General features: G+C 29.9%; 31 protein-coding genes, 1 pseudogene and 1 riboswitch. Of the genes and pseudogenes, 29 read left to right on the top strand and 3 right to left on the bottom strand.

Features of this window, described 5'->3' with window-relative positions:
- Window positions 1-4: 4 nt before the first annotated feature.
- The gene (locus AS157_RS07035; RefSeq protein ID WP_077288713.1) at window positions 5-982 is read right to left on the bottom strand and encodes a thiamine ABC transporter substrate-binding protein; all 978 of its coding nucleotides are present in this window, start codon (window positions 980-982) and stop codon (window positions 5-7) included.
- A 30-nt stretch (window positions 983-1,012) separates the two neighbouring features.
- A riboswitch (TPP riboswitch) is annotated at window positions 1,013-1,123 on the bottom strand.
- 208 nt (window positions 1,124-1,331) lie between these two features.
- Between AS157_RS07035 and ffh the strand changes: the two genes are divergently transcribed.
- Genes ffh through lepB form a run of 8 tightly spaced genes read left to right on the top strand, consistent with a single transcriptional unit; the run spans window position 1,332 to window position 6,230 of the window.
- Window positions 1,332-2,639 carry a signal recognition particle protein gene (gene ffh, locus AS157_RS07030; RefSeq protein WP_077288559.1) on the top strand — a complete coding sequence of 436 codons (1,308 nt, stop codon included), beginning with the start codon at window positions 1,332-1,334 and terminating at the stop codon, window positions 2,637-2,639.
- 23 nt (window positions 2,640-2,662) lie between these two features.
- On the top strand, window positions 2,663-2,950 hold the full coding sequence (gene rpsP, locus AS157_RS07025) for a 30S ribosomal protein S16 (RefSeq protein WP_077197709.1): 288 nt from the start codon (window positions 2,663-2,665) through the stop codon (window positions 2,948-2,950).
- Complete coding sequence (locus AS157_RS07020) at window positions 2,947-3,171, top strand: KH domain-containing protein (protein WP_075665122.1); 225 nt, start codon at window positions 2,947-2,949, stop codon at window positions 3,169-3,171. The genes rpsP and AS157_RS07020 overlap by 4 nt, the downstream gene beginning before the upstream one ends.
- Window positions 3,168-3,704: a ribosome maturation factor RimM gene (gene rimM, locus AS157_RS07015; RefSeq protein WP_077288558.1), complete on the top strand. Its 537-nt coding sequence runs from the start codon at window positions 3,168-3,170 to the stop codon at window positions 3,702-3,704. Before AS157_RS07020 ends, rimM begins: the two co-directional genes overlap by 4 nt.
- On the top strand, window positions 3,701-4,441 hold the full coding sequence (trmD, locus tag AS157_RS07010) for a tRNA (guanosine(37)-N1)-methyltransferase TrmD (RefSeq protein ID WP_214495023.1): 741 nt from the start codon (window positions 3,701-3,703) through the stop codon (window positions 4,439-4,441). Before rimM ends, trmD begins: the two co-directional genes overlap by 4 nt.
- Window positions 4,431-4,997 (top strand): RNA methyltransferase, encoded by a 567-nt coding sequence (locus AS157_RS07005; protein WP_077288712.1) that lies wholly within the window; start codon window positions 4,431-4,433, stop codon window positions 4,995-4,997. Before trmD ends, AS157_RS07005 begins: the two co-directional genes overlap by 11 nt.
- 13 nt (window positions 4,998-5,010) lie before the next feature.
- On the top strand, window positions 5,011-5,358 hold the full coding sequence (gene rplS / locus AS157_RS07000; protein ID WP_075665119.1) for a 50S ribosomal protein L19: 348 nt from the start codon (window positions 5,011-5,013) through the stop codon (window positions 5,356-5,358).
- A gap of 5 nt (window positions 5,359-5,363) precedes the next feature.
- Window positions 5,364-6,230 carry a signal peptidase I gene (lepB, locus tag AS157_RS06995; protein ID WP_077288556.1) on the top strand — a complete coding sequence of 289 codons (867 nt, stop codon included), beginning with the start codon at window positions 5,364-5,366 and terminating at the stop codon, window positions 6,228-6,230.
- 29 nt (window positions 6,231-6,259) lie between these two features.
- Here the strand turns inward: lepB and AS157_RS06990 are convergent, their stop codons facing one another.
- Together AS157_RS06990 and AS157_RS06985 are read right to left on the bottom strand one after the other, a co-directional pair.
- Window positions 6,260-8,743, bottom strand: coding sequence for a glycogen/starch/alpha-glucan phosphorylase (locus tag AS157_RS06990; RefSeq protein WP_077288555.1), 2,484 nt, complete (start codon window positions 8,741-8,743; stop codon window positions 6,260-6,262).
- Between the two features lie 141 nt (window positions 8,744-8,884).
- Window positions 8,885-10,243 carry a Do family serine endopeptidase gene (locus AS157_RS06985; RefSeq protein WP_077288554.1) on the bottom strand — a complete coding sequence of 453 codons (1,359 nt, stop codon included), beginning with the start codon at window positions 10,241-10,243 and terminating at the stop codon, window positions 8,885-8,887.
- 154 nt (window positions 10,244-10,397) lie between these two features.
- Here AS157_RS06985 and AS157_RS06980 point away from each other — a divergent pair, with 154 nt between their 5' ends.
- The 21 genes and pseudogenes from AS157_RS06980 to AS157_RS06880 all read left to right on the top strand — a co-directional run.
- Window positions 10,398-11,456, top strand: coding sequence for a tetratricopeptide repeat protein (locus AS157_RS06980; protein ID WP_077288553.1), 1,059 nt, complete (start codon window positions 10,398-10,400; stop codon window positions 11,454-11,456).
- Window positions 11,441-12,139 carry a prepilin peptidase gene (locus AS157_RS09740; protein ID WP_077288552.1) on the top strand — a complete coding sequence of 233 codons (699 nt, stop codon included), beginning with the start codon at window positions 11,441-11,443 and terminating at the stop codon, window positions 12,137-12,139. Before AS157_RS06980 ends, AS157_RS09740 begins: the two co-directional genes overlap by 16 nt.
- A gap of 1 nt (window position 12,140) precedes the next feature.
- Window positions 12,141-12,608, top strand: coding sequence for a lytic transglycosylase domain-containing protein (locus tag AS157_RS06970; RefSeq protein WP_231450245.1), 468 nt, complete (start codon window positions 12,141-12,143; stop codon window positions 12,606-12,608).
- Between the two features lie 10 nt (window positions 12,609-12,618).
- Entirely contained in the window at window positions 12,619-14,109 is a 1,491-nt protein-coding gene (locus AS157_RS06965) for an NAD(P)H-hydrate dehydratase (protein ID WP_231450255.1), read from the top strand.
- Window positions 14,106-15,209, top strand: a complete 1,104-nt coding sequence (locus tag AS157_RS09735; RefSeq protein ID WP_077288549.1) for a tetratricopeptide repeat protein — start codon at window positions 14,106-14,108, stop codon at window positions 15,207-15,209. Before AS157_RS06965 ends, AS157_RS09735 begins: the two co-directional genes overlap by 4 nt.
- A complete protein-coding gene (trmB, locus tag AS157_RS06955; RefSeq protein ID WP_077288548.1) occupies window positions 15,206-16,135 on the top strand; it encodes a tRNA (guanosine(46)-N7)-methyltransferase TrmB in 930 nt (309 codons plus the stop codon). The genes AS157_RS09735 and trmB overlap by 4 nt, the downstream gene beginning before the upstream one ends.
- Complete coding sequence (locus AS157_RS06950; protein ID WP_077288547.1) at window positions 16,132-17,103, top strand: NAD(P)H-dependent glycerol-3-phosphate dehydrogenase; 972 nt, start codon at window positions 16,132-16,134, stop codon at window positions 17,101-17,103. Before trmB ends, AS157_RS06950 begins: the two co-directional genes overlap by 4 nt.
- Window positions 17,091-17,435 carry a hypothetical protein gene (locus tag AS157_RS06945; RefSeq protein WP_077288546.1) on the top strand — a complete coding sequence of 115 codons (345 nt, stop codon included), beginning with the start codon at window positions 17,091-17,093 and terminating at the stop codon, window positions 17,433-17,435. Before AS157_RS06950 ends, AS157_RS06945 begins: the two co-directional genes overlap by 13 nt.
- A 1-nt stretch (window position 17,436) precedes the next feature.
- Entirely contained in the window at window positions 17,437-17,679 is a 243-nt protein-coding gene (locus AS157_RS06940; protein ID WP_075665108.1) for a hypothetical protein, read from the top strand.
- Window positions 17,679-17,930 carry a monovalent cation/H(+) antiporter subunit G gene (locus AS157_RS06935; RefSeq protein ID WP_197023122.1) on the top strand — a complete coding sequence of 84 codons (252 nt, stop codon included), beginning with the start codon at window positions 17,679-17,681 and terminating at the stop codon, window positions 17,928-17,930. Before AS157_RS06940 ends, AS157_RS06935 begins: the two co-directional genes overlap by 1 nt.
- Window positions 17,930-18,577, top strand: coding sequence for a Na(+)/H(+) antiporter subunit B (locus AS157_RS06930; RefSeq protein ID WP_077288544.1), 648 nt, complete (start codon window positions 17,930-17,932; stop codon window positions 18,575-18,577). The genes AS157_RS06935 and AS157_RS06930 overlap by 1 nt, the downstream gene beginning before the upstream one ends.
- Complete coding sequence (locus tag AS157_RS06925; protein WP_077288543.1) at window positions 18,578-19,609, top strand: M42 family metallopeptidase; 1,032 nt, start codon at window positions 18,578-18,580, stop codon at window positions 19,607-19,609. It begins immediately after the preceding gene.
- Window positions 19,610-19,653: 44 nt separating this feature from the next.
- Entirely contained in the window at window positions 19,654-20,151 is a 498-nt protein-coding gene (locus AS157_RS06920) for a metal-dependent transcriptional regulator (RefSeq protein ID WP_077288542.1), read from the top strand.
- Window positions 20,141-20,371, top strand: coding sequence for a DUF4911 domain-containing protein (locus AS157_RS06915; protein WP_077288541.1), 231 nt, complete (start codon window positions 20,141-20,143; stop codon window positions 20,369-20,371). Before AS157_RS06920 ends, AS157_RS06915 begins: the two co-directional genes overlap by 11 nt.
- Complete coding sequence (locus tag AS157_RS06910; protein ID WP_143611728.1) at window positions 20,371-21,186, top strand: metallophosphoesterase family protein; 816 nt, start codon at window positions 20,371-20,373, stop codon at window positions 21,184-21,186. Before AS157_RS06915 ends, AS157_RS06910 begins: the two co-directional genes overlap by 1 nt.
- Window positions 21,176-21,685 (top strand): GNAT family N-acetyltransferase, encoded by a 510-nt coding sequence (locus AS157_RS06905; protein ID WP_077288540.1) that lies wholly within the window; start codon window positions 21,176-21,178, stop codon window positions 21,683-21,685. Before AS157_RS06910 ends, AS157_RS06905 begins: the two co-directional genes overlap by 11 nt.
- Window positions 21,686-21,689: 4 nt before the next feature.
- Window positions 21,690-22,424, top strand: coding sequence for a hypothetical protein (locus AS157_RS06900; protein ID WP_077288539.1), 735 nt, complete (start codon window positions 21,690-21,692; stop codon window positions 22,422-22,424).
- Between the two features lie 2 nt (window positions 22,425-22,426).
- Window positions 22,427-23,170 carry a hypothetical protein gene (locus AS157_RS06895; RefSeq protein ID WP_077288538.1) on the top strand — a complete coding sequence of 248 codons (744 nt, stop codon included), beginning with the start codon at window positions 22,427-22,429 and terminating at the stop codon, window positions 23,168-23,170.
- A complete protein-coding gene (locus tag AS157_RS06890; RefSeq protein WP_077288537.1) occupies window positions 23,170-23,691 on the top strand; it encodes a cob(I)yrinic acid a,c-diamide adenosyltransferase in 522 nt (173 codons plus the stop codon). Before AS157_RS06895 ends, AS157_RS06890 begins: the two co-directional genes overlap by 1 nt.
- 78 nt (window positions 23,692-23,769) lie before the next feature.
- The gene (hutH, locus tag AS157_RS06885) at window positions 23,770-25,251 is read left to right on the top strand and encodes a histidine ammonia-lyase (RefSeq protein WP_077288536.1); all 1,482 of its coding nucleotides are present in this window, start codon (window positions 23,770-23,772) and stop codon (window positions 25,249-25,251) included.
- Window positions 25,248-25,598: pseudogene (locus AS157_RS06880) on the top strand (methyl-accepting chemotaxis protein); the annotation flags it as partial. The gene hutH and the pseudogene AS157_RS06880, both read left to right, overlap by 4 nt.

Below are 25,598 nucleotides of genomic sequence, written 5' to 3'. Positions count from 1 at the left end.
GGGATTACCCACCAATAATTTCTTTTGTCCATTCTTTTAATATCTCCTCTTGTTTTTCATATAAATTTGGATTTATTTTTAAAATTTTTTCCATTTTTGGTACATATTTAAATGCATCTGGAATACTGACATTGGTTACGGGAAGCATCCATTGATTTAATGGAATTTTTTCTTGAAAACTGTCCATTAATACAAACTCTAAAAATCTTTTTGCAAGTTCTATATTTTTTGCACCTTTTACTATTGCAGCATATTCAACTTGTACAAATGCCCCTTCTTTCATAATTACTGGTACATATGTGATTTTACCATAGTTGTAATAACTATATGCACCATCTGTAGCGTAACTTACCATGATATCTGCTTCGCCGGTTTCGAGCATTTCAAATGCTTCATCCCAGCCTGGTGTTATTGTTAGTATGTTTTCTTTGAATTTTTTCCAAAAATCTAGATAGTTGTCTCCATAGATGGCGATTGTCCACAACAAAAAACTAATTCCTGTGCTTGAAGTGCGTGGATCTTCCACAACTATTCTGTTTTTGAACTCTTTTTTTAATAAATCCGAAAAACTTTTTGGTGGATTTTTTACAGTGTTTTTGTTGTAAACTATTGCAATGGCACCAAAATCAAATGGTACACCGTATTCATCTTTTAATTCTGGATATTTTAATAAAGAATAATTTATCGGTGAATATTTTTCAAGTAATCCTTCTTTTTTTGCCCTATGCAATAAAGCTTGGTCAAGTCCTATTATTACGTCTGCTTTTTGATTATCCTTTTCTAATATTAACCTTGATAATACGGCTCCGGCATCTCCAAAAGATCTAAGTTCGACTTTGCAATCATACATTTTTTCAAAAATTGGAATTACTTCATAACCAATCCCTGAGACGAAACTATCGTATGTGTAAATTACCAATGTTTGGGTAGAAAAATAAAGTACTCCAATTAGAATAAACAAGCTCACAATATATTTTTTCATCTTTTCACCTCCTAAAAAAAATCCCTCCTTTTGGAGGGTTTTCCCCATCCCTCCGCCAGTATTACCTGGGTCAGGTTCAAAGGGTCGAAGGTTTCCACCTTCCTCTCAGCCCCGGAATATGGAGCTCCCCTTGGGTTAATTCTATTATACATCAGGTTGATTAATTCAAAAACATAAAGTTTTACGTAAATGTTAAATTTATTCGGTGTGTTAAGTTAAGTAATCGAATTGACGTAATTTATTTGTTACATATAATTTTATGTTTGTTTTCAAAGTTGTACAAAAATTTAATTGAAAAAAGGAAAAAGTATAATATACTAAATTAGGAAGAAAAAGGAAGGTGATTTATTTGTTCGAGGGACTACAAGAAAAACTTTCAAAGGCGTTTAAAAGTTTATCTGGAAAAGGAAAGATTACGGAAAAAAATATTAAAGAAGCTATTAGAATAGTAAAGCTTTCTTTGCTGGAAGCTGATGTTAATTATAAAGTGGTAAAAGAATTTATAGATGAAGTAAAGAAGAAAGCGTTAGGAGAAGAAGTCTTGAGATCTTTGACTCCTGATCAAATGTTTATTAAGATTTTGAAAGACGAATTAATTAGATTAATGGGGGAAAAATCGCAATTGCAAATGATTCATTCCCCTTCATATATTATGATGGTTGGATTGCAAGGAAGTGGTAAGACAACGAGTGCAGCTAAAATTGCAAATTTACTTAAAAAAAGAGGTAGAAAACCATATTTAGTCGCAGCAGATACCTATAGACCTGCGGCTATTGATCAATTGATAACTTTGGGTAAAAGGATAGACGTACCTGTCTACTATGGTGATAAAAAAAATCCAATTAAAATAGTAAAATGGGCTTTAAAAGAAGTAAAAGATAGTGGATATGATGTAGTAATATTTGATACAGCTGGGAGATTGCACATAGATGAAGAAATGATGTCCGAATTGGTGGAAATTAAAGATATTTTAAAACCGGATGAAATTTTGATGGTAGTTGATGCAATGACTGGGCAAGATGCGGTAAACTCTGCTAAAACTTTTGATGAAAGGCTGGATGTCACGGGATTTGTGGTAACAAAGATGGATGGTGATGCAAGGGGTGGAGTGATTTTATCAATTAGATATGTTACACAAAAACCTGTGAAATTTATTGGAACCGGTGAAAAAATAGAGGACCTTGAAGAGTTTTATCCAGAAAGAATTGCAAGTAGAATATTGGGGCTTGGTGATGTTTTGACGTTAATTGAAAAGGCAGAGCAGGAACTTGATAAAGAAAAAATGAAAAATTTAGGAAAGAAAATGATAAATGCGGAATTTACCTTAGAAGATTTTCAAGAACAGTTGAAGGAAATAAAAAAACTCGGTTCTCTTTCAAAGATTGTTGAGCTTTTACCTGGTGCACCTAAAGTTGATTTAGATCAAGGTGAAAAAGAATTAAAAATAACAGAGGCGATAATAAATTCAATGACTCCTGAGGAAAGAAGAAATCCAAAGATACTTAATGCGAGCAGAAAGAAAAGGATTGCAAAGGGTAGTGGAACTAGTGTACAAGAGGTTAATAAATTAATAAAAAACTATGAGGAAATGAAAAAAATGATGAAAATGTTTAAAAAGGGAAAGTTACCATTTAATTTAAGAGGTTTTAAATTATAAAAATTTGCATGGAGGTGTTTAGTGTGGTAAGGATTAGATTAACACGTATGGGTAAAAAGAAACAACCATTTTACAGAATTGTGGTAGTTGATCAAAGAAAAAGAAGAGATGGTGCATATATTGAAAGTTTGGGATATTATGATCCTATTAAAGACCCTTATGTTCTAAATGTTGATGTAGATAAGGCGGTTGATTGGATTTTAAAAGGTGCACAACCAAGCCAAACGGCAAGAAACCTTTTGAGAAAGGCAGGGGTCTTTAAAAAAGTTGATGAAATAAAAAATGCAAAAAAGAAGGAGGCTAATCAATGAAAGAGCTCCTTGAGTACATACTCAAGGGGATTGTAAAAAATCCCGAAGAGGTAGTTGTTTTGGAATTTAACGAGGATGGAAAAAGAATTTTTGAAATATCGGTAAATTCTGAAGATGTTGGCCAAGTTATTGGAAAGGATGGAAGAACAATAAAGTCAATTAAGATACTTTTATCTTCAATAACCGATGAAAATGATTTTATTTTGAAGGTGGTAAGATGATTAAGACTCTCCATGAGCTTCTAAAAGATAAGGTTCCAGTTGCAATACTTGGGAAAACGCACGGGCTTGGTGGAGAGTTAAGGTTGTTACCATTAACTAATATACCTGAAGTTATTGAATCTTTAGATGAAGTTTTTATATATAACGAAAAGGTAAAAAAGTTTCTATTTGGTAGAATCTCATACATGGTATTGTCGAATGGTTATTACATTGTGAAAATTAAAGGAATTGATTCTGTGAATGACGCTAAAAAATTTGTGGGTTCTAAACTTTATATTGAAAAAAGTATGTTGCCATCTTTAAAAGATGATGAGTATTATTTTTACGAAATTTTAGGTTTAAACGTCTTTGATGAGAATGGTAAGAACATAGGAAAAGTTGATGAGGTTATGCAAACGGGTAGTAACGATGTTTTTGTAATAAATAAGGATACCGAAAATGAAATTATGATACCTGTTATTAAGGATTATGTTGTTTTAATTGACAAGAAAGATAGAAAGATAGTTGTTAGGCTTCCGGAGTGGTTAGGGTGAAAATAAGTATTTTAACCATCTTTCCTGAGATGGTAAGTGTAATAAAAAAATACGGAGTAATCTCCAAAGCGGTGGAAAATAAAATTTTAGATATCCAAATATTTAATCTTAGAGATTTTACAAATGATAAACATAAGGTTGTTGATGATTATCCCTTTGGTGGGGGTCCAGGGATGGTTATGAAGCCAGCACCTTTTTTTAGGTTTTTTGAGTATTTTAATAAAGAATTTGGAAAGCCTTATACAATTTTAACCTCACCACAGGGAGAAACGTTAAATAACGATATTGTAAAGGAATTGAGTTGTGAAAAAAATATTCTTATAATTTGTGGAAGGTATGAGGGAATTGACGAAAGAGTAATGAGTTTTGTTGATAGAGAAATTTCAATAGGTGACTATGTTTTGACTGGCGGAGAACTACCAGCCATGGTCATTGCAGATGCAATTTCAAGATTTGTTCCAGAAGTCATAGATAAAGATTCGGTTGAGCAAGAATCTTTTAACACGGGAATACTTGATCATCCACATTACACAAGACCGAGAGAAATAAATGGTTTAAAGGTTCCAGAAGTTCTATTAAGTGGAGATCACAATAAAATAGAAATTTGGAGACGTAAAATGGCGTTAAAAAAGACTATGGAGAAAAGACCGGATTTGTTTTTTAATAAAGAATTTGATGAGCTTGATAAAGTTGCGTTGCTGGAGTTGTTTAGGGAGTTGATTAATGGTGTTAGATAAAATTTATCTCGCTTTAATTCATTATCCAATTTTAGGAAGAGATGGTAAGATTATATCTACAGCTGTTACAAATTTAGATATACATGACATTGCAAGGACTTGTAGGACTTACAATATTAAAAGGTACTATCTTGTGAATAACTTACCTGCCCAGCAAGATATAGTAAAGAAAGTTTTGGCATATTGGCGAGAGGGGTTTGGAAAAGAGTACAACCCCAACCGTTCAGAGGCCTTATCATTAGTTAAGTTAATGGGTTATTATGAGGATGTTATTGAAGATATAGAAAATATTGAAAAAGAGAAACCTATTATCATGTTTACATCTGCCAAATGGCGCGAAAATACTATAACATTTGATGAAGGAAAAGAAATGATTTTGAGAAGTGATAAACCTATTTTAATTTTATTTGGTACTGGTTGGGGTATGCCAGATGAGATTTTAGAGCAATGTGATTATGCGCTGGAGCCTGTAAGAGGAAAATCCGATTTTAATCATCTTTCTGTACGGGCTGCTGTTGCAATAATACTTGATAGGTTAATAGGAGAGAATGTATAAAGGAGGGATTTATATGAGTATGGATAACCTTATTAGAATTATTGAAAAGAATCAAATTAAAGAGGTGCCAGAATTTAGACCTGGAGATACTGTAAAAGTATATGTTAAATTTAAAGAAGGAAACAAAGAAAGAACACAAGCTTTTGAGGGAATTGTAATTTCTTTAAGAGGTTCTGGTATTGGAAAAACATTTACAGTTAGGAGAATTGGTGCTAATGGTGTAGGTGTTGAAAGAATCTTTCCACTGTATGCACCAATAATTCAAAAAATTGAGGTTGTCAGGCGTGGTAAAGTTAGAAGGGCAAAACTATATTACTTGAGAAACATCCGCGGAAAGGTGAAAATTAAGGAGAGAAGGTAATTTAAATGAAAAAAAGCCCTTCAAAAATCTTTAAGGATACAGTTATTACGCTTGTTTATGCTATAGTTGCAGCTACAATTATTAGGCTGTTTGTTTTTGAAACTATGATGGTCCCCACAGGTTCTATGATACCAACTATTAACATTGGGGACCGCCTTTTTATTGAAAAAATAACTTTTCAAGCGAGAGAACCTGAAATAGGTGAAATAACAGTATTTTGGACGCCTTTCCGCGATGAGAGAGCTCAACAGATGCTTAGAGCATTTGATAAATTTATGGATTTGTTTTCTCCCAAGGAATTTAAAGGACATGTAAAATATGTAAAAAGACTTGTGGCAAAAGAAGGCGATGTTATTACGTTAAAGTTAGTTGATGGTAAATGGAAACTATTTGTTAATGGAGAGATTCCAGAAAATTTAAGGGATGTCAATTACTTACCTGAAGGTGTTTTTGAATATCCGGAACTTTGGAATTATTTAGATAAGGCTAGTAGATTGAGAAATAATCAAACAGAATATAGAAAATTTCTCTATGAACTTGCTTTGAAAAAGGGCTCAAAATTTGCCAATATAGTTTTTAGTATAGTTGGCGGAATGGAACCAGTGAAATACGGTATCCCGTATTATGAATATGTGGATAAATATTTAAAATCAAAGAATATAAATTTTGAAGATTATATATGGAAAAAAAATGGGCAAGTTTTTGTAAAAATACCAAGCGGTTTCTACTTTTTTATGGGAGATAATTCTAGGGAAAGCTTAGATAGTAGATATTTTGGATTCGTTCCCAAAGAGGCTGTTATTGGAAGACCTATATTGAGAATTTGGCCGTTGAAAAATTTTGGACCAGTTCAACCAATTGGGATAAAATAAAGGCTCCTTAAAAGGAGCCTTTATTTTTATTATTTTACATTCCAAATATCCTTTGCGTATTCCATTATCGTTCTATCACTTGAGAAAATACCGACTCTTGCAACGTTTAGTAATGCTTTTTTATTCCAAAGATATTTATCTCTATATGTTATGTCTATTTCTTTATGTCTAGTTTTATAACTGTCAAAATCTGCAAGTAGCATATATTCATCTGCTTGTGAACCATTTAAACCAAATAATAACGATTGGAATATATCTTTAAATAAGTCAGGATTTTCTTTGTTGAAGAATCCATTGTTTATAGCATCTAGTATTTTTCTAATATTTTCATTTCTCAAGTATATGTCATATGGATTGTAAAGCCTACTTTCTTTTAGCTTTTGAACTTGTTCCGCTGTTAATCCAAATATAAAGATATTTTCATCACCAACGCATTCTTTTATCTCGATATTTGCACCATCAAGTGTTCCAATAGTCAATGCCCCGTTTAATGCAAATTTCATATTCCCAGTACCTGATGCTTCTTTTCCAGCAGTTGATATTTGCTCACTTACATTTGCGGCAGGTATTATTATTTCGGCAAGGGATACGTTATAATTTGGTATAAATACAACTTTTATTTTATCGCTTATTTCTTTGTCGTTATTTACTATGTCTGCTACACTGTTTATCAGTTTTATTATCAACTTTGCCATTCTATATCCTGGTGCAGCTTTTGCGCCAAAGATAAATGTTCTAGGATAGATATCAATATTTGGATTTTCTTTTAAAGTCTGGTAAAGATATATAATATGCATCACATTGAGAAGCTGTCTCTTATATTCGTGGAGTCTTTTTACTTGTACATCAAAGATAGATTCAGGATCTACATTTATACCTAATTCCTTTTTTATATAGTTTGAAAGTTGTTTTTTGTTATGTTGTTTTACTTCAAAGAACTTATCTAAAAAGTTTTTGTCATTTGCATAGGCTTCAAGATTTTTTAGATAATCTAGGTTTATAATCCAATTATCTCCAAGTGTTTCATTAATTAGATTTGAAAGATTTGGATTGCATTGCAATAACCATCTTCTTTGAGTAATTCCATTGGTTTTATTATTGAATTTTTTTGGCCATATTTCGTAAAAATCTTTAAAAACACTGTTTTTAAGTATTTCTGTGTGTAATTTAGATACACCATTAATTGAAAAAGAGCCAACTATTGATAAATTAGCCATTCTGACTTGCTTTACATATCCTTCTTCAAAAATAGAAACATTCCTTATTTTATCAATGTTTCCACTAAATATTTTATTTGCGTTATCTAAAAACCTTGCATTTATTTCATATAAAATTTCAAGATGTCTTGGAAGAAGCCTTTCCAAAAGATGTACTTCCCATTTTTCCAAAGCTTCTGGCATAACTGTATGATTTGTATATGCAAAAGTTTTAGTAGTAATTTTCCATGCTTTTTCCCAAGATAATTTTTCTTCATCAACTAAAATTCTCATTAATTCTGGAATAGCAAGTGCTGGATGTGTATCATTTAGCTGGATTACGTTTTTATCTGGGAATATATCAAAATTGTTTCCAAATTGTTTTTTAAATCTTCTTATAATATCTTGTATGGAGGCTGAAACAAAGAAGTACTCTTGTTTTAGTCTTAGTTCTCTCCCTGCGTAAAAAGCATCGTTTGGATATAACACTTTGGAGATTGCACTTGCAATTGCTTGAGATTCAACGGATTTTATATAATTTCCTTTTTGAAAATTGTTAAAATCAAATTCATTGATTGGTCTTGCAGACCAAAGCCTTAATGTATTTGCAACTTCATTCCCATATCCAATTATCGGTGTGTCATAGGGAACTGCTAAAATATCGTATGTATCTACCCATCTAAATCTTAAATTCCCATCTTTGTCTTTATAACTCTCTGTTTTTCCAAAGAATTTAATTTTTACGCTTCTATCTTTTCTTTCGATTTCCCATGGATTCCCATTTTTGAGCCAATCATCTGGTAGTTCAATCTGAAAACCATCTTTGATTATTTGTTTAAATATACCATATTCGTACCTTATACCGTAACCATATCCAGGTATACCAAGCGTGGCAATGGAATCTAGAAAACACGCTGCAAGTCTTCCAAGTCCGCCATTTCCCAATCCTGCATCGGGCTCAATTTCGGCTATTTCTTCTAATTTTAGATTTAAGTCTTGCATTGCTTTTTTTACGTCATCGTAGATTTGTAAGTTTAATAGATTATTGTAAAGTAGTCTACCAATTAAGAACTCAATTGAGAAATAATAAACTCTTTTGGTATCAGGATTTTCAAAGTATTTTTTTTGAGTTTGCAACCATTTTTCTACTACTTGGTCTTTAACCAAGAGTGCAAGTGCATTATACTTGTCCCAGGATGTTGCATTTTCAAGTGTTTTTCCAAGGGTTAGATTGATGTGATCTAAATAGTTTTCTTTGATGAGTCCTTTAGAAGTTCTAAACCTTTTATCTTTTTTTATCTTTTTAGTAACTCCCATTTTGAAAACCTCCATTCGGAATCGTTTCCAGTAGATTTGACATTTAAATTCTATCATTTTTTGTTATGAAATGTCAAGGAATAAAAAGAATTACGAAGATTTTTGATAATAAAAAAAAATCCTGGCTTTTTAGCCAGGATTTCAGTAACCAAATGAAAAGACACCAGTAGCACCTCTATAAAAGTAGAATAAAGCCACATAGTCACCTTTTTTAACCTTTGAAATTGTTTCATTCCAATCGCTTAAATTCTTAATATTATAAACTTTTCCGTTTATTGCAATTTTGTATATTATTGTTCCTTCTTTTATAAAATTGTTTTTGCTGTTTATAACCAATACTCCTTTAATTTTTTCTGGTATTTGGTATTCTTCTCTATCGGAATTTGCAATTTCTTTAACTGTTATTCCTATGAATTCTTTCGTTTCAATGGTCTCTTTTTTATTTTCAGATTTTCCAAGGACTACTTCAAGTTCAATTTCTTTTCCTTTTCTGTTTATTTTTATTTTTATCTTTGAACCTGGTGTATAATTATGGATAATTGAAGCAAGTTCACTAGCGGTAGTTACAGACAGATTTTCAACTTCAGTGATAACATCTCCTTCTTTTAATCCTGCTTTTTCTGCTGGAGAATTTTCGATAACTTGTGAAATATATACCCCTTTATTTACTTTAAGTCCAAGAGCCTTTGCAAGTTCATTTGTAACAGTTTGCATGTATACACCTAAATATGCTTTTTCTGCCTTTCCAGTTTTTATTATACTTTCAATGAATCTCTTTGCAGTGTTAATCGGTATTGCAAATCCAATATTCATTGCTTCAGAAGGGGCTATTATAGCGGTATTAATTCCTATAACTTGACCGTGAATATTTAGTAATGGACCTCCGCTATTTCCAGGGTTAATCGCAGCATCAGTTTGGATAAGATTTGTGTAGTATCCGCTATTATCTGGTTTGGGGATTTTCCTACCTGTTGCTGAAATAACACCTACTGTTACAGTGTGTTGGAATCCAAGAGGATTACCAATTGCTATTGCCCATTCACCAATTTTTAATTTATCGGAATTACCAAATTCCAAAGTTGGAATTTCTTTGTTTTTTGGAGTTATTTTAAGTATGGCAATATCTAATTCTCTATCTCCACCAATATATTCTGCTTTAAACTCTGTACCATCCAATAGAGTTACCTTTATATCTTCAGCACCGTCTACAACATGAAAGTTTGTTAAAATGTATCCTTCTTTATCAAAAATAAATCCTGAACCTAAACTTGTACCTTTTTGTTGATATTGTTTTGGTATATCTCCAAACCATCTTTTAAAGAAATCTTCTATAAATGGATCAATATACGAAGTTGAGTAAACCGTTGCTTCGATTTTAACAACGGCTGGAGCTGCCGCTTCTACGACATTTGTAATAGGACTTTCGTAATTTTGGTTTACAAATCCCAATGTTAAAATTGACAAAGTGACAAAGAATACTACAACTAAACTTTTTTTCATGTTTTTCACCTCCTGAGATTATTAGGAATTATCTTCAATTACCATCTTATTTGACTAATTTGTAACTTTTTTAGTTCTAAAATATAGTTTTCGAATTTTACATGTTGTGTTATAATGTAAATAGAAAGTAACAAGATTTTTGGAGGTGATAATTATGAAGGTAGAAATGATGGTAAAAGATAAAACATTAATTTTAACAGATGAGACTCCTTTCTTTATAATGTTGAGAGATTTGTTTTATGGTGGAGACTGGTATAACATGAAGAAGGATTTTACCGAATTTGTAAATGAAATTGAAGATTTGGAATTTATTGAAAAAAATATTACTATTTTAGGTGAAGCATTTTATGGTCCAATTATTTGGTCAGAGATTATTGCATTTTTAAATAAAAAAAATATACATCCTGATAAGTTTGAGCATGGTACGGTTGATGGATTATATGAACTTGCAATAGAGTATGCTGATAAAGATTTACTTGGTGATGCGAAAAATATTTTAGAATTTGCACTTAAGGTTGATAAGAATTTTGCTCCTGCATACGAATTTTTGGGAACTATATTAATTGAACAGGGGAATTTTGATGAGGGAATAAAATTTTTAAATAGAGCTATTGAAGTTGATCCTTGGCTTGTTCAGGCATATTCTACTCTTGGTGAAGTGTATTACAATAAAGGGGAATATGATAAGGCGATTGGTTATTGGTTGAAAGAAATAGAATATTCACCAAATGATATTTTTACTTATTTTATGATTGCAGATGCATATACTAGATCAAAAAATTATGAGAAGGCAATTGAAATTTTAAATAGATTAATTGAAATTGATAATGATAATGTAATCGCAATGTATGAACTTTCACAAATATACAGAGAGATTGGAAAAGAAAAGGAAGCAGAAATTGTAGAGCAGGAAATTTTAAATTCCAAGCCAAGCGATCCAAATGGAATGGAAATTTGGGCTAAAATAAAAATGAAATATGGAAAGTACGAAGAAATTGTAAAAGCTATTGAACCAATGATAGATGAATCTATTGAATCATTACATCTCAAAGCTTTATTGATAGTTCCATATATAAAATTAGGTAAAACTGAAAAAGCCAAGAAATTTTATGAGGAGCTAAAACAAAATGATTTTTGGTACTTGTTTGGTAAAAAGGAAATTTTTGATAAATATTTAACCAATAAGGAGAAACAATTGTGTGGTATTTCGTAAATTTTGTTTTTGGAGTGATATTCGGAAGCTTTTTAAATGTAATATTGTATAGAAGCGTGGAGGGATTAAAGGTTAACAATCCTCCACGTTCTTTTTGCCCTTATTGCAAAGTGGAAATTAAGTGGTATGATAACATACCACTTTTAAGTTATATTTTATTGGGTGGAAGGTGTAGGAATTGTGGAGTTAAAATACCTTTTAGGTACTTCTTTGTTGAGCTTTTTACAGGTATTATGTTTTTAGTACATAGTGTATTTTTCACAAGATTTGAAAGTTTAATTTTAGATATAATGATTTTTTCAGTTGTTGTAGTGGTTTATGTTGATATGAAAATTATGATGATACCAGATTTTACTTGGGTTTTGTTATGGATTTCAGCAATTTTGGATTTAATTAGAAATCAGTATTTTTGGTATTTAAGAATAGTTTCCCTAACTTTAATGTTGAGTATATTTTTACTTTTGAAGAAATTTTATAAAGATGAATTAGGAGAAGGCGATATTTACTTAATTGCCCCTTTTTCATTTTTGTTAAGTCTACCATTTTCAATTTATCATTTACTCCTTTCGTCTGTTTTGGGTTTGTTATTTTCATTGATTAGAAAGAAAAAAATAATACCATTTGGACCATTTATTTCAATTTCTGGATATTTATTGTATTTTTTTATGTTAAAATATTTTTGAGGTGTTTAATTTGAGAATATTTATGTTTTTTGTTTCGGTAATTTGTTTATTTTTTTTGTTTTGGTTATTTCAAAATTTTCCGTATAAATATACTGAATATTTTCCAGAAACAATTTTTGATAAGCTCTTGATATTAAGCATTATAAAAGTTGAGAGTAGTTTTATAAAAGATGCTGTTTCCCCACTTGGTGCCTATGGTTTAATGCAGGTAATGCCACAAACTTCTGAGTGGATTAATAAAAAGTTTGATAAAAATTACAATCTTTATGTTCCAAAGGATAATATACAATTGGGAATAAAATATCTTGAGTATCTGTATGAACTTAACGGTAATTTAGCGGATGCTTTAATTGGTTATAATACAGGCCCACATGCATCAAAAGAGGTTAAAGAAAGTGCTGGTAAAAGATACTTAAAGAAAGTCTATACTGCATATTATATTTATAAATTTTTATATCGAGGTGATTGATTTGAGAATAGTGTCATCTGAAGAAATGAAGGAATTAGAAAAAAAGGCTATAAACGATTTTGGAATAGATAGTTTGATTTTAATGGAAAGAGCTGGAGTGTCAACAGTAGAAGTTTTATGGAATGAATTGGAAAAATTATCAAAATACAGTTATTTAGTGTTTTGTGGACCTGGAAATAATGGAGGAGATGGTCTTGTAATTGCAAGAGAACTGTTAAATTATACAGAAGCAGTAAAAGTAGTTTTTATAGATGATTTTGTTACAGAAGAGGCAAAAAAGAATTTTGAAGTTTATAAATCGTTTGGTGGAGAGGTAATAAAAATTTCAAAGGAGAATATTTTGGAAGTGCCTAAATTATTGGGAAACAGTGATGTGGTAATAGATGCTATTTTTGGTACTGGATTATCAAGAATAGTGGAAGGAATTTACGCAGAAATTATTGATTATATAAATTTATATTCAAAATTTACGGTTTCAGTTGATATACCAACAGGTGTTTCAGCTGATACTGCAAGAGTTTTGGGGACGGCAATTAAGGCAGATTTAACAGTTACTTTTGAATACCCAAAAGTTGGCCATTTTTTATTTCCTGGAAGAGCACTTACTGGGAAGTTAAAAGTAGTTAAGATTGGTATACCGAAGATTTTGGGGACTATTTATCCATGTGATAAGTTACTTTTAACGAAAAGTTATTTTGAGGTTCCAAAAAGATTAAAGGAGAGTAATAAATCGACTTATGGAAAAGTTATTGTTATTGGTGGTTCTGAAAATTATATAGGTGCGCCTTTATTATCTGCGTTAGGGGCTTTAAGGGCTGGTGTTGGAAGGGTGTATATTGCAGGTAATAATAAAGTTGTAGTTAATGCAGTAAATTATGAGCCTGGAATTATTCCTATTACAATAGATTTTACTGAAAATAGTTTGTATGAGATAGAAAAGGTGCTCGATTCAAATACAGTTGTTGTAATTGGACCTGGATTGGGAAGAAAAGAAGAAATAGGTGAATTTGTAAAAAAAGTTTTTGAAAATGTAAATGTACCGATGATAGTTGATGCAGATGGTATATACTATCTTTCAAGATTTAAAGATGAAATTTTATTTAAAGAAAAAGTTGTAATAACACCTCATCCAGGTGAATTTGCAAAATTTATGGAAATGAAAATATCTGAAGTAAAGTATAATTATAAACTAGTTAAAGAAGCTGCAGAAAGATATAATTTAGTAATTGCTTTAAAAGATGTTACGACTATAATTTCGGATGGAGAAAGTATTTATTTCAATTTAACGGGAAATTCCTCTTTATCAAAAGGTGGAAGTGGAGATATATTAAGTGGAGTTATAGCAGGATTTGTTGCACAGAACCATGAGGTATTAAATGGAGTACTTACAGGAATTTATACAATGGGACTTGCTGCTGAAATGTATGAATACGAGGGGCGTAATTTTGTTAGTGAAATTCTTGATTATTTACCAAAAGCTATTACGGAGGTGATAAAGTGAATGACAATCTTGTAAGATTTATTAGAAAAGTTATGAAAGATGGGAAATACCAGTTAGCGGAAAGTATAATACAAATAGTTGAAAGAGAATATCCATTTTTAAAATTTGAATATGCTGTTCTTTCAGGTGATTTAGAAAATGCAAGAAAGATATTTGAAAGTTTGAGTTATGAAGAGAAGTTTTTTTATGGCATTGCACTTGAAACGGGAAAGATACAAATTGGTGATTTAGAAAATGCAGTAGAAAAAATTTATAATGAACTTGATAAAAATATAGATTATAATTCAATAAAAAGTGAGTATCCAGAAGTCGTTCAAGTGATAAGACTTGAATTAGAAAAAGCAATTAGAAATAATGATAAAGAGCTTATAAGATATTTGAAAGGTATTTTATTAAATTTTGAACCAAATTTAGATTTAGAACTCCAAGAAAAAAAACCGCAAAATATTAACATATTTATTATGGGAACTTTGATTATTATATTGATTTTTACAGTTATCTCATTATTTAATCCGACTATATTTTCATTAAAAAATTCTTTAGATAAAATAAATTCAGAAATTGAAGTTAATTTTGAAAAATTGAATACAAAAATTTTAGAATCAAGTAATGAAGTAAAAAATGAGATTATTTCCTCAAATGAAACAGTCTCTAAAATCTTGGAGGAAATAAAAACATTACAACAGGAAAGTTCTAAAAATCTGCTTTTAAGACTTTCTGAAGTCGAAGAAAACTTAAAAGTACTTGAAAATTCCAAAGATAAAGAAACAAAAAGTGTTGAACTATTTGAAAGGTTAAATCCAAAAAATATTGAAACCTTACGTTTTTTATGGTTAATGGGGTATGAATATTATAGACAGAAAAATTATTTAATGTCGATTAATATTTTGGAATTCGTAATAGATAAAGCTGTTTCTTTGAATGTGAAGAATATTTATTTCTTAGATGATACATATTATTATAGAGCTTTAAATTATTATCAGATAGGTGATTTTGAAAAATCTTACTTGTTATTTAAAGATTTTATAGAAAGATTTCCAAATAGTACTTATAGCAAGCATGCAAAGTATTTTATTGAAAGAGTAGGAGGTCTCAGATGATATATCCAGATTTTGAGTTGAAACCTCAATTTTTAAATAAGTTTCCTTTAAATTGGGATGAAATTTTTGGAAATTCTGGTCCAATTCATGTGGAACTTGGTTTTGGGAATGGGGAATATGCGGCTTACTATACTAGTAAGAATAAGAATGTTAATTATGTTGGATTTGAGCTTTCAATTACATCTATGGTGAAAGCACAAAGAAAATTAAAACGAAATGGTATAAAAAATGCAAAATTAATTCTCTGTGATGCAAGGTTTGGTGTGAGAGAATTTTTCAGTGACGATTCTATTGAGAAGTTGATAATGAATTTTCCTGTTCCTTGGTATAAAAATTCACAGGCACATAGAAGAATAATAATTAAGGATTTTTTCAATGTATTGTCAGTAGTTTTAAAATACAATGGAGAATTTGAACTTGTTACTGATCAAGAGTGGTACGCAATTGAAGCATACGAAAATGCAAAGGAGAGCGGATACTTTAAAGTAAATGATATCGAAAAAAACCCTAAACGTGAATTTTTAACCAGATATGAGAAAAAATGGATAAGATTTAATAGAGATATTTTTAGATTAAAGGTTTGGAAAATAAAAAAGGGGAAGATAACACGTTTGTTGAGGAGTGAGGATGATATGCCACATGCTGTGGGAAAAATAACTGAACAAAAGGTATTGGAGTTAAAGGGGCAAGTTTTTAAGGAAGATGATAAGATTTTTGTGATTAAAAATGTTTATAAGGAAGTAAATGGAGATGCTTATATATTTAAAATTATATCTTCTGATGATGAATTTACGCAACATTACTTTTTAGTTTTATACCCTAAGGATGAGATGAATTGGGTATTAAAATTAGATAGTGAATCAAACCCATATAGAACACCTGCTGTAAAGTGGTCCGTAAAAAAGATTATGGAGGTGCTCGAGTGAAATTTGGAGTAATTGGTGCAGGAAGTTGGGGATGTGCTTTTGCAAATTTGTTGGTTGATAATGGACAAGATGTATTGGTTTGGGCTAGAAGAAAGGAAGTAGTATTTGAAATAAATGTTTTAAAAAAGATAAGTTATTTAAATGGGATTAGGCCAAAATTTAATGCTTCAGATAACATACAAGAAGTTGTGGATTTTTCGGATTATCTTGTTATAGCTATACCTGTGCAATTTATAAGGGAAAATTTAAGTAAGATTAAGCATTGGGATAATGTTAAAGGAATCGTTAACTTATCAAAGGGTTTAGAGATAAAGACTTTAAAACGAGTTTCGGAAATTATAAGAGATTTTGTTAGTATACCCTATACCGTTCTTTCAGGACCATCACATGCTGAAGAAGTAGCCGAAAATATACCTACAGCTGTAACAATCGCCGGTGAAAATATTGAAGAATTACAAATATTGTTCAGTAATGATTATTTTAGAGTGTATACCTCTGATGATGTGGTTGGAATAGAAATTTCTGGTGCTTTGAAGAATGTTATGGCAATTGCCGCAGGAGTTTTAGATGGATTAGGCGGGTGGGATAATTCAAAAGCGGCACTAATGACACGTGCTTTATATGAAATGATAAAATTTGGAAAAATCTTTGGGGCACAGGAAAAAACTTTTTTTGGACTTTCAGGCGTAGGAGATTTGATGGTTACATGTAATAGTAGACATAGTAGAAATAGACTTTTGGGAGAGTTAATAGCAAAAGGTCAAACACTTGAAGAAATAATGAAAAATACCAAAATGGTTGCAGAGGGTATGTATACTGTGAAAGCTGTTGTTGAGCTTTCTTTACAAAGAGGTATAGATATGCCTATTTCTAGTGAAGTGTTTAAAATACTATACGCAAATAAAAATCCAAGGCTATCTATGTTGGATTTAATGAGGAGGCCATTAAAAGAAGAATGGTACATTTAATTAATATTATTTTAGGTACTTTGTTCTTGAGTGTATTTTCAGGGAAAGAATATTTTTTTCTAAATCTTTTTGTTTCAATAATAGTATATGAAATTTTCAAGCAAAATGTTTTTAATTTTTCTAAATTGATGTTTTTACTTTTAAAGTATATTCCCAAAACTTTGTATGAATCAATTTTGGTTTTCTTTATTAAAAATGAAAAAATCGAATTTGAGGAATATAAAGATGATTTTGAGATGTTGGTAAAGATATTGTATATAACATTAACACCAAAGACAATAGCTTTTGATCACGATGACAGATTCCTTTATATTCATAAATTAGGTGATTGAGATGGTAGCAATATTGTTAATATTGATTTCATTATTTATTTCGATAATTGGGATTGGATATTTTAAGAATGTTTATGAAAAATTGATTCCTCTTCTTTCTATTTCTACTAAGATATCAATTTTGTTGTTGGTTTATTCATATTATAGTGATTTGCCAATAATAGTAGATGTTGCAATTTTTTATGTTTTGATTTCAATAGGTGGAGCATTTGCTATTACTTCATTTCTTTCAAGGAGTGATTGATGATAATAATTTTTGGTGCTTTTTTGATGTTAATTGGGAATATTTTTGCATTGTTTAATAAAAACATGTTTAAAAAACTACACTATTTGAGCGCGGGAGATACTGGTGGAGGGATTTTAATATTAATAGGTTTATTAATACGCGGTTTTCAAATTGAAAAGATTTTAGTTGCACTTTTAATTATGTTAATAGGAATGCCTGCAGTAACCTATTTTATTTCAATTTCTCTTGTTAGAAAGGATAAAAGATAATGATGCAGTATGTTTTATCTTTTTTTGCGGTTTTGGTAACTATTTTTGTGTTTTTTTCTAAAAAAGTATTTAATTCTTTTTTATATAGAACGGTACTGAGTGTTTTGATGGTTGCAATTTACGTTGTATATTTAGCACCAGATGTGGCAATTACCGAAGCAATGCTTGGAGCTTTGTTGACTACGTTTGTTTACTTACTCTCTTTTAAAATTCATTCAAAATTGAAGGTGGCTGTTGTAAGGATCCCAGTTGTTTGTCAAAAATATCAAGATACTTTTGCAGGAATTATTCCAAAAATTTTAGAAGATTTTTCAAAAGAGTATAATCATAAGATTGAATACGTTGAAGTTTCAACGATTGGGGAATGTATGAAGTTAATTGAGAAAGGCGAAGTGGATTTAGGTATAACATTCAAAGGTGATTTTAAGATTTTAGATGTGCCTTATTATATGGTTAATAACAAAGAATTGAGTTATTTTGAATTAATTAATTTAAATAGTTTAAATAAGACAAAAAAAATTTCAAATAAGGTTTTTTACCTAACTTTTTCCGATAAAAATTCTATTGAATTTATGGAATTTAGTTCTTTTTATACGCAAGATTATTTGAAGAAAATTTTGGAAAATTATAAATTGGGAGGGATATAAATGTCGTATGTTCAAGAAGCAATCGGTAAAATTATTGATTTGTGTGAGATTCCAAGTCCTACTGGTTTTACAAATAGGATAATGAATTATTTGATTAATGAAGTTAGAAAATTAGGTTTTAGATATGAATATACTAATAAAAAAAGCTTAATTGTAGATTTAGGCCATGGGGATAGCAATGCAATATTACTTATGGCACACGTTGATACACTTGGTGCTATGGTTAGATCAATAAAACCAAATGGTAGATTAAAGTTAACAAGAATTGGTGGATATCCTTTTTCGCATATTGAAAATGAAAATTGTATAGTTTTCACAAGAGATAACAAAGCATATACCGGTACAATTTATAACATACATCCTTCAGTCCACGTTTATAATGATACTGGAACTATTGAAAGAAATGAAAATAACGTGGAAGTTGTTTTAGATCAGAAAGTTTATAGCAAGGAAGATGTGGAAAACCTTGGAATAAGGCCAGGTGATTATATAGCATTTGAGCCAAGAACTGTTTTGACAAGAACTGGATTTTTAAAAAGTAGATTTTTAGATGATAAAGCAGGAGCAGGTATTTTGCTAACTTTGGCAAAGGTAATAAGAGATTTTACTATAGAACCAAAAAGAAAGATCTATATTATGTTTACAAGTTATGAGGAAGTTGGTCATGGAGCATCTTCTGGAATTCCAGATGACGTAACAGAAGTTATTGCTGTAGATATGGGAGCAGTGGGAGATGATTTAGATTCAGATGTCTATTCAGTTTCAGTTTGTGCCAAAGATTCAAGTGGACCATACGATTATGATGTAGTTAGTAAATTGATAAGAGCTGCTGAACTATCAAAGGTAAATTTTACTGTTGATATATATCCGTATTATAGTTCTGATGCAAGTGCTGCAGTGCGTGCGGGATATAACGTAAAACATGGATTAATTGGTCCTGGAATTTATGCGTCACATGGCTATGAAAGAACTCATGTCGATGCAATTGAAGCAACACTTAAACTTCTTCAAAAGTATCTTGAATTGGAATGATGTGTTAAAATACAATTAGAATAAACTTATGTGGAGGGATTTTTTTGTCAAGTCACCGTGATTTAACTAAAGCAGAAAGAAAATATCTTTTAATTGTATATCTTACTTTAAACTCAATGGGCTGGACAAGATTAAAAAAAGTATCGGATTATGCAGGAGTTAAAATGCCTTCTGCAAAGCAGACTTTAAATTCATTGGCAAAAAAAGGTTTGATTTATTATGAAAAAAGAGGAGCTATAACTTTAACTGAGGAAGGTAAAAACATAGCTTTGAAGGAAAATAAAAACATTCAAGCATTTAGAAAATTTTTGATAGAATTCTTGAAAATAGAACCTTTAAAAGCACAAGAAGCATGTTTTAAGATATATTTTGATTTTGGGGATGAAGTCGCTGAAAAGTTTGTTTTATTTGCAAAGTTTATGAATGAGTGCCCGCAGGAAAAGCCATTGTTTTTAAAGCATTTTGATGAGTTTTTAAAGAATAATAAGATAATAAGTAAATGTCCATTTATGACTAAAAAGGAGGATAAATATGGAGATTGATATTTTATTGAAGATTGATAAGAATGATGTACATTATTTGAGTTACATTTTAGAAGCGCAAGATAATATGGTTAATATAAGAAAATATGAAGGTGAAATTTTAAGAATTATTACAACCGATTATTTTAAAGAGGACATTTTAAAAATGTTAGATAGTTTGAAAATGGATATAGATTTTGATATTGTTGAAATTAGAAAAAATTCTGGAAGTGCAGATTAATGTTAAAAAAGATGGTATTTTTATTTATTTTTGTTCCAATGTTTTTATTCTCTAATGTTTTTTATTATTTGTATGAAGAAAATGCTATGTGTAAGTTGTGTGATGGAGAGTTTTTTCCTAACACAACAAATTTGGTAGCTGTATACGGTGATTCACGTTTTGGAAATAAAGTTCATATAAAAATTGTAGAGTTGATTTCTTCTTATAATCCAACTGTCGTAGTTCATTTGGGGGATATGGTAAATAGAGGGGATAGGAAAGAGGAGTGGAATACTTTTTTTAAAATAACAAAAAACTTGAGAAAAAATTCTTATTTCCAATTAGTAAAAGGTAATCACGAGAATCCCGATGTTTATTATAAAAAGTATTTTGGATTGTACAATTATTATGCAGATTTTAAGAAATATAGACTTATTTTTTTGGATCCGTATACGAAAGGTTATTTAGAATTTTTAGAAAATTATGGAAATGAGAGAAGCATAGTTTTTTTGCATTATCCAATTTATACAGTTGGACCACATTGGAAAGATAGATTGGATTTATCGAAATTAGATAAAATTATTGCTGATAAAAAGATTAAAATTGTTATTTCTGGTCATGAACATAATTATCAACATTTTTATGTTAATAATACTCATTATATTATTACCGGAGGTGCTGGTGCATCACTTTATGGAAAAGTGATTGATAATGAATATCTTGTATCGTTTTATAAAGAATATCATTTCGTTTTGTTGGAACTTAATGATGATTTAAATATAAAGGTTATAGATCTCAATAACAAAATATTGGAGGAGTTTAACGTTGAATTTTGATTTTGTTTTTAAGGAAATTTTTTTTAACGAAATTAATGAGTTATATGAATTTAGAAAAAGTATTTTAAGCGAAACAAAATTTTTAGTAACTTCTCTAGAAGAATTGATGGATTTTAAATCTTTTAAGAAATATGTAGAATTCTACATTGAAAATGAGTTAAGGAAGATTTTTATCGCTAAGTTGGAAAACAAAATTATAGGTGAAATTGATATAATGATTCATGAGAGAAAACGTATGAGACATGTTGCTGAATATGGAATATCTGTTTTACGGGAATTTAGAGGAATGGGTATTGGTAAAAAGCTCATTCAGATTGCAGAAGAGTGGGTTTTTAAGAATGGAGTAAAAAGAATTCAATTGGAAGTAATGGAGAGTAATTTAATTGCAATTAATCTTTATATTAAACTTGGATATAAAATCGAAGGTAGAAAGAAAAAAGCTGTGAATTTAGATGGAAATTATGTTGATCTTTTAATAATGGCAAAAGTAAAGGAATGATAGGATGAGGAAGTTACCCGTTATTTTTTTTGTTATTTTTTTTATGGTTTTGCCTTATTTAATGTTTAAAATGGATTTGTCTTACTCAAAATTTCAACTAAATGAGTATGAAAAAATTGCTGATTTTGATTATGAAAATTATGAAAATTTGATTGCAAATATAATTTCAAACAAACAACCAGAAGGTTATGTAGTAGAAAGAAATAAAATATACTATATGGGGAAGGTTTTTAAAGTGGAAAATCTTTCAGAGGGGATTTCAATTGTAAAGTTTGGTGAAACTTCAAATCTTATTTATGTAAAAGATAATGCTTTTTACACAATTCCTAAAATAACATCTTATTTTGTATTTTTTACTAATGATAAAAAGATAGTTAATAGTAACAATTTTTCTGTAAGTTTTAATGAAATATTTCCTGATGTTAAAGGTAATATTACTTATTATAACGGAAGAAAAGTTTTATTTAAAATAGTTGAAAAAAAAGACTTGAATTTTTTGGTTTATTCTGCTTATCCAGCACATCATATAATGTTGTATTTTGTATTTGTCCCAGTTTCTCTGTTTATTATTTACTATTTCTTTTTTTACTTAAAACGTTTTGAAAGGGAGCCTGAAAGAAAGTTAAAAAAGACGGTTAAAGCATTAAAAATCTTGAAAAATATAATTGAAAATTGCGAAAATAAAGAGGATTTTAAGGATGATATTAAAGAACTAAAAAAAATTTTTAAGGGGGATTAGGTGTGATTTTATACATTGATTCTTTCTTTTCGATAAAGGAAGTTTTTGATTATCTAGTACCAATTATAGTTGAAAAACGATATATTGTTTGTAACAGCTATTTTGACTGGAATTTAAGTGAGTGTATTTATATTGGCAGTGAAGAGTTTAATAATATAAATTTTAATATATATGAATGTAACGAAAAAGATTTAAGTATTGATATTTCCATTGAATTTAATGATGAAAATTTCGAATTATTTAAGATTAGAAATTTCGTTTCAAAAGAATTATTTAAAAAGAAAGTAAACTGTGAAAGAGAGGTATTAAAAATAGAAAATTCTTTTGAAAAAGATGAAATTATTATAAATTTAAATATGGATTTTTTAATAGAGCATCCTAACGTATTTTCTGTAAAGAATGCGGAAAAATACCTTGATTTAATAATTTTTTCTAGATTGTTGAGAATTGTAGAAAAGTTAGGCTACATAATTAACTCAGATAATACTTTAATTTATAAGATAAAATTTAAGAGTGATTATGCTCTTTTTCAGAGCTTTTGGAATGAAGTGGAGAAATTAAATATGAATATTAGTATTGATATACAAAAAAAGTGTTTTTTTAATAGTTTAAAGAATGTAAATAATGTTTTGGAATTAATACCTTTATCTATTTTAAAATCATTTTTAATGCAGGATGTAGATATAGATATTATTATCAAAGAATTAGAATTTTTTAAAAGAGTAATTTTAGGAGGGGATAAATAATGATAAGTACAAAAATGGGTGATGATGGAAAGACATTTTTGGCAAATGGTGAGAGAGTAGACAAAGATAATATCAGAGTAGAAGCATATGGAACGATAGATGAGCTGGTATCATTTCTTGGATTGGCAAAAATTGGTTTGGATGTGAATGAAAAAATTATAATTGAAGAAATTCAAAAGGATTTGTTTAGAATAGCTACTGAATTAGCAAAAGGTGAAAAATTTATTGAGCTTATTGACAAAAGAGATGTTGATAGAGTAACAAAATATGTAGAAAATTACGAAAAGAAATTAAATATAAGCTCTTTTGTAATACCGGGTGCTAAAAAAGAAAGTGCATTACTTGATGTTTGTAGAACAATTGCAAGGAGAGGCGAAAGATACATTGTTAGACTGTCAAAAGTCGAAAATGTAAGATTACAGTTATTGGCGTATATTAATAGGATTTCAGATTTACTTTATGTTATTGCAAGATATTTAGAAAATGATGAAATAAATAAGATATCTGTATCTGATTTATAAAAAAGATAAGAATCGGTATTTGATTAAAATTTTTATTGTGATATATTTGTCATAGATAATATTAGAGGGGGGATTTTTTTGATATATATTAACGGAAATAGTTTAACCATTGAGGATGTTCATAAAGTATCGAGAAAATATGAACAAGTTTTACTTGATGATAAGGCCAAAAAAAATGTTGAACTTTCTAGAAAAAAAGTTGAAGAAATTTTAGGAAAAAACAAACCAGTTTATGGTGTGAATACAGGTTTTGGTGCATTGGTTAATGTAAGGATTTCAAAAGAAGAATTAGAGGATTTACAAAAAAATATTGTGTTATCTCATTCAGCAGGTATCGGTGAACCACTAGACTATGATATCGTTCGTGCGATGATGTTGTTGAGAGCTAATTCATTAGCAAAAGGTTTTTCAGGGGTAAGAGTGTCGGTAATAGAAAAATTAATAGAGTTTTTGAATAAAGATGTTGTACCATATGTGCCAGAGAAAGGGAGTGTTGGTGCAAGTGGTGATTTGGCACCATTATCACATATTTCAATGGCACTAATTGGTGAAGGATATGTTTTAAAGAATGGCAAGAAAGTTAAAACAAGAGAAATATTGAAAGAAAAAAATATAACACCATTGACTTTAAAAGAAAAAGAAGGTTTAAGTTTATTAAATGGTACACAATTTATGACATCGATACTTTCACTTGTCGTCAGAGATATGTTTAGATTAATAGAAATTGCAACTTTAATTGCAGCAGCATCAACAGATGTTTTACTTGGGACACCAGTTGCGTTTGATGATAGATTGCAAAGGGTAAGAAATCATAAAGGCCAAATTTATATTGCTGAATTACTGAGAAAATATCTTAATGAGAGTAAATTAAGAGAATCACATATCAAATGTTCTAATGTCCAAGATGCATACACACTTAGAGCTATTCCTCAGGTTTATGGTGCAGTGTATGATACTCTTGAATTTGCCAAAAAAGTTGCTGAAAATGAAATTAATGCGGCCACGGATAATCCGTTAATATTTGATGAAGAAATAATTAGTGGTGGAAATTTCCATGGTGAACCAGTTGCATTAGTTTGTGATTATTTATCTATAGCGTTAACTGATTTAGGTAATATGATCGAAAGAAGAATTGATAGATTGGTAAACCCACTAGTTAATAGGGGGTTACCCGCATTTCTTGCATCTGGAAAAGAGGGACTTAACTCTGGTTATATGATTTGGCAATATGCGGCTGCTGCAATATGTAATGAAAATAAAGTTTTATCTCATCCTGCATCGTGTGATACGATTCCAACATCTGCATACCAAGAAGATCATGTAAGTATGGGAGCAACTTCTGCAAGGAAGTTAAGAAAAATTTATACGAATGTAGTAGATTTAATATCAATTGAGACAATGTTAGTTAGGGTTGCTTTGGAATTTAGGCGTCCATTAAAGTCCTCTAAAATGATTGAAGATTTTCTTTCAAATATTAATGTCGAAATGAATGGTGATAGATATTTTGGAGAAGATTTTGAAAATGTAAGAGAATACATACTTTCGGAGGTGGTTAAATGAAACTACAATTTAAGCTCATACTATCCTTGGTATTGGTAGCAATAATTGCTACAGTGACAAGTGTTTCAATTTCATCATATCTTGCCTTCAAAAACGTTTCAAAAAGTGCAAGTACTATAAACGAACTCATACTTACCTCGATCTCCAAAGACGTACATGCAGAACTAGAAAACATCATCAATCCAATTTACAAGTATGCAACGGGGGGGTCACTTACCCCATATTTGATGAATGCGACAAGTGATTTAGGGAAAAAACAACTTGCATGGGGAATTAGAAATGCAAGAAATGCGTTAAAAAAAGAGGGATTTATCCAAACATTTATTGTATTAGAAACAGGTGAAGTA

The organism is Thermosipho sp. 1244 (assembly GCF_018588215.1).
In the GTDB taxonomy this organism is placed as follows: domain Bacteria; phylum Thermotogota; class Thermotogae; order Thermotogales; family Fervidobacteriaceae; genus Thermosipho; species Thermosipho affectus.
This window is presented reverse-complemented; position numbering and strand designations above follow the sequence as displayed.

Excerpts from the sequence above, each read along its gene's own strand:
- AS157_RS07035 (WP_077288713.1), bottom strand. The coding sequence starts at position 982 with ATGAAAAAATATATTGTGAGCTTGTTTATTCTAATTGGAGTACTTTAT.
- AS157_RS07020 (WP_075665122.1), top strand. The coding sequence starts at position 2,947 with ATGAAAGAGCTCCTTGAGTACATACTCAAGGGGATTGTAAAAAATCCC.
- rimM (WP_077288558.1), top strand. The coding sequence starts at position 3,168 with ATGATTAAGACTCTCCATGAGCTTCTAAAAGATAAGGTTCCAGTTGCA.
- rplS (WP_075665119.1), top strand. The coding sequence starts at position 5,011 with ATGAGTATGGATAACCTTATTAGAATTATTGAAAAGAATCAAATTAAA.
- lepB (WP_077288556.1), top strand. The coding sequence starts at position 5,364 with ATGAAAAAAAGCCCTTCAAAAATCTTTAAGGATACAGTTATTACGCTT.
- AS157_RS06990 (WP_077288555.1), bottom strand. The coding sequence starts at position 8,743 with ATGGGAGTTACTAAAAAGATAAAAAAAGATAAAAGGTTTAGAACTTCT.
- AS157_RS06985 (WP_077288554.1), bottom strand. The coding sequence starts at position 10,243 with ATGAAAAAAAGTTTAGTTGTAGTATTCTTTGTCACTTTGTCAATTTTA.
- AS157_RS06980 (WP_077288553.1), top strand. The coding sequence starts at position 10,398 with ATGAAGGTAGAAATGATGGTAAAAGATAAAACATTAATTTTAACAGAT.
- trmB (WP_077288548.1), top strand. The coding sequence starts at position 15,206 with ATGATATATCCAGATTTTGAGTTGAAACCTCAATTTTTAAATAAGTTT.
- AS157_RS06945 (WP_077288546.1), top strand. The coding sequence starts at position 17,091 with ATGGTACATTTAATTAATATTATTTTAGGTACTTTGTTCTTGAGTGTA.
- AS157_RS06940 (WP_075665108.1), top strand. The coding sequence starts at position 17,437 with ATGGTAGCAATATTGTTAATATTGATTTCATTATTTATTTCGATAATT.
- AS157_RS06935 (WP_197023122.1), top strand. The coding sequence starts at position 17,679 with ATGATAATAATTTTTGGTGCTTTTTTGATGTTAATTGGGAATATTTTT.
- AS157_RS06930 (WP_077288544.1), top strand. The coding sequence starts at position 17,930 with ATGATGCAGTATGTTTTATCTTTTTTTGCGGTTTTGGTAACTATTTTT.
- AS157_RS06925 (WP_077288543.1), top strand. The coding sequence starts at position 18,578 with ATGTCGTATGTTCAAGAAGCAATCGGTAAAATTATTGATTTGTGTGAG.
- AS157_RS06915 (WP_077288541.1), top strand. The coding sequence starts at position 20,141 with ATGGAGATTGATATTTTATTGAAGATTGATAAGAATGATGTACATTAT.
- AS157_RS06910 (WP_143611728.1), top strand. The coding sequence starts at position 20,371 with ATGTTAAAAAAGATGGTATTTTTATTTATTTTTGTTCCAATGTTTTTA.
- AS157_RS06900 (WP_077288539.1), top strand. The coding sequence starts at position 21,690 with ATGAGGAAGTTACCCGTTATTTTTTTTGTTATTTTTTTTATGGTTTTG.
- AS157_RS06890 (WP_077288537.1), top strand. The coding sequence starts at position 23,170 with ATGATAAGTACAAAAATGGGTGATGATGGAAAGACATTTTTGGCAAAT.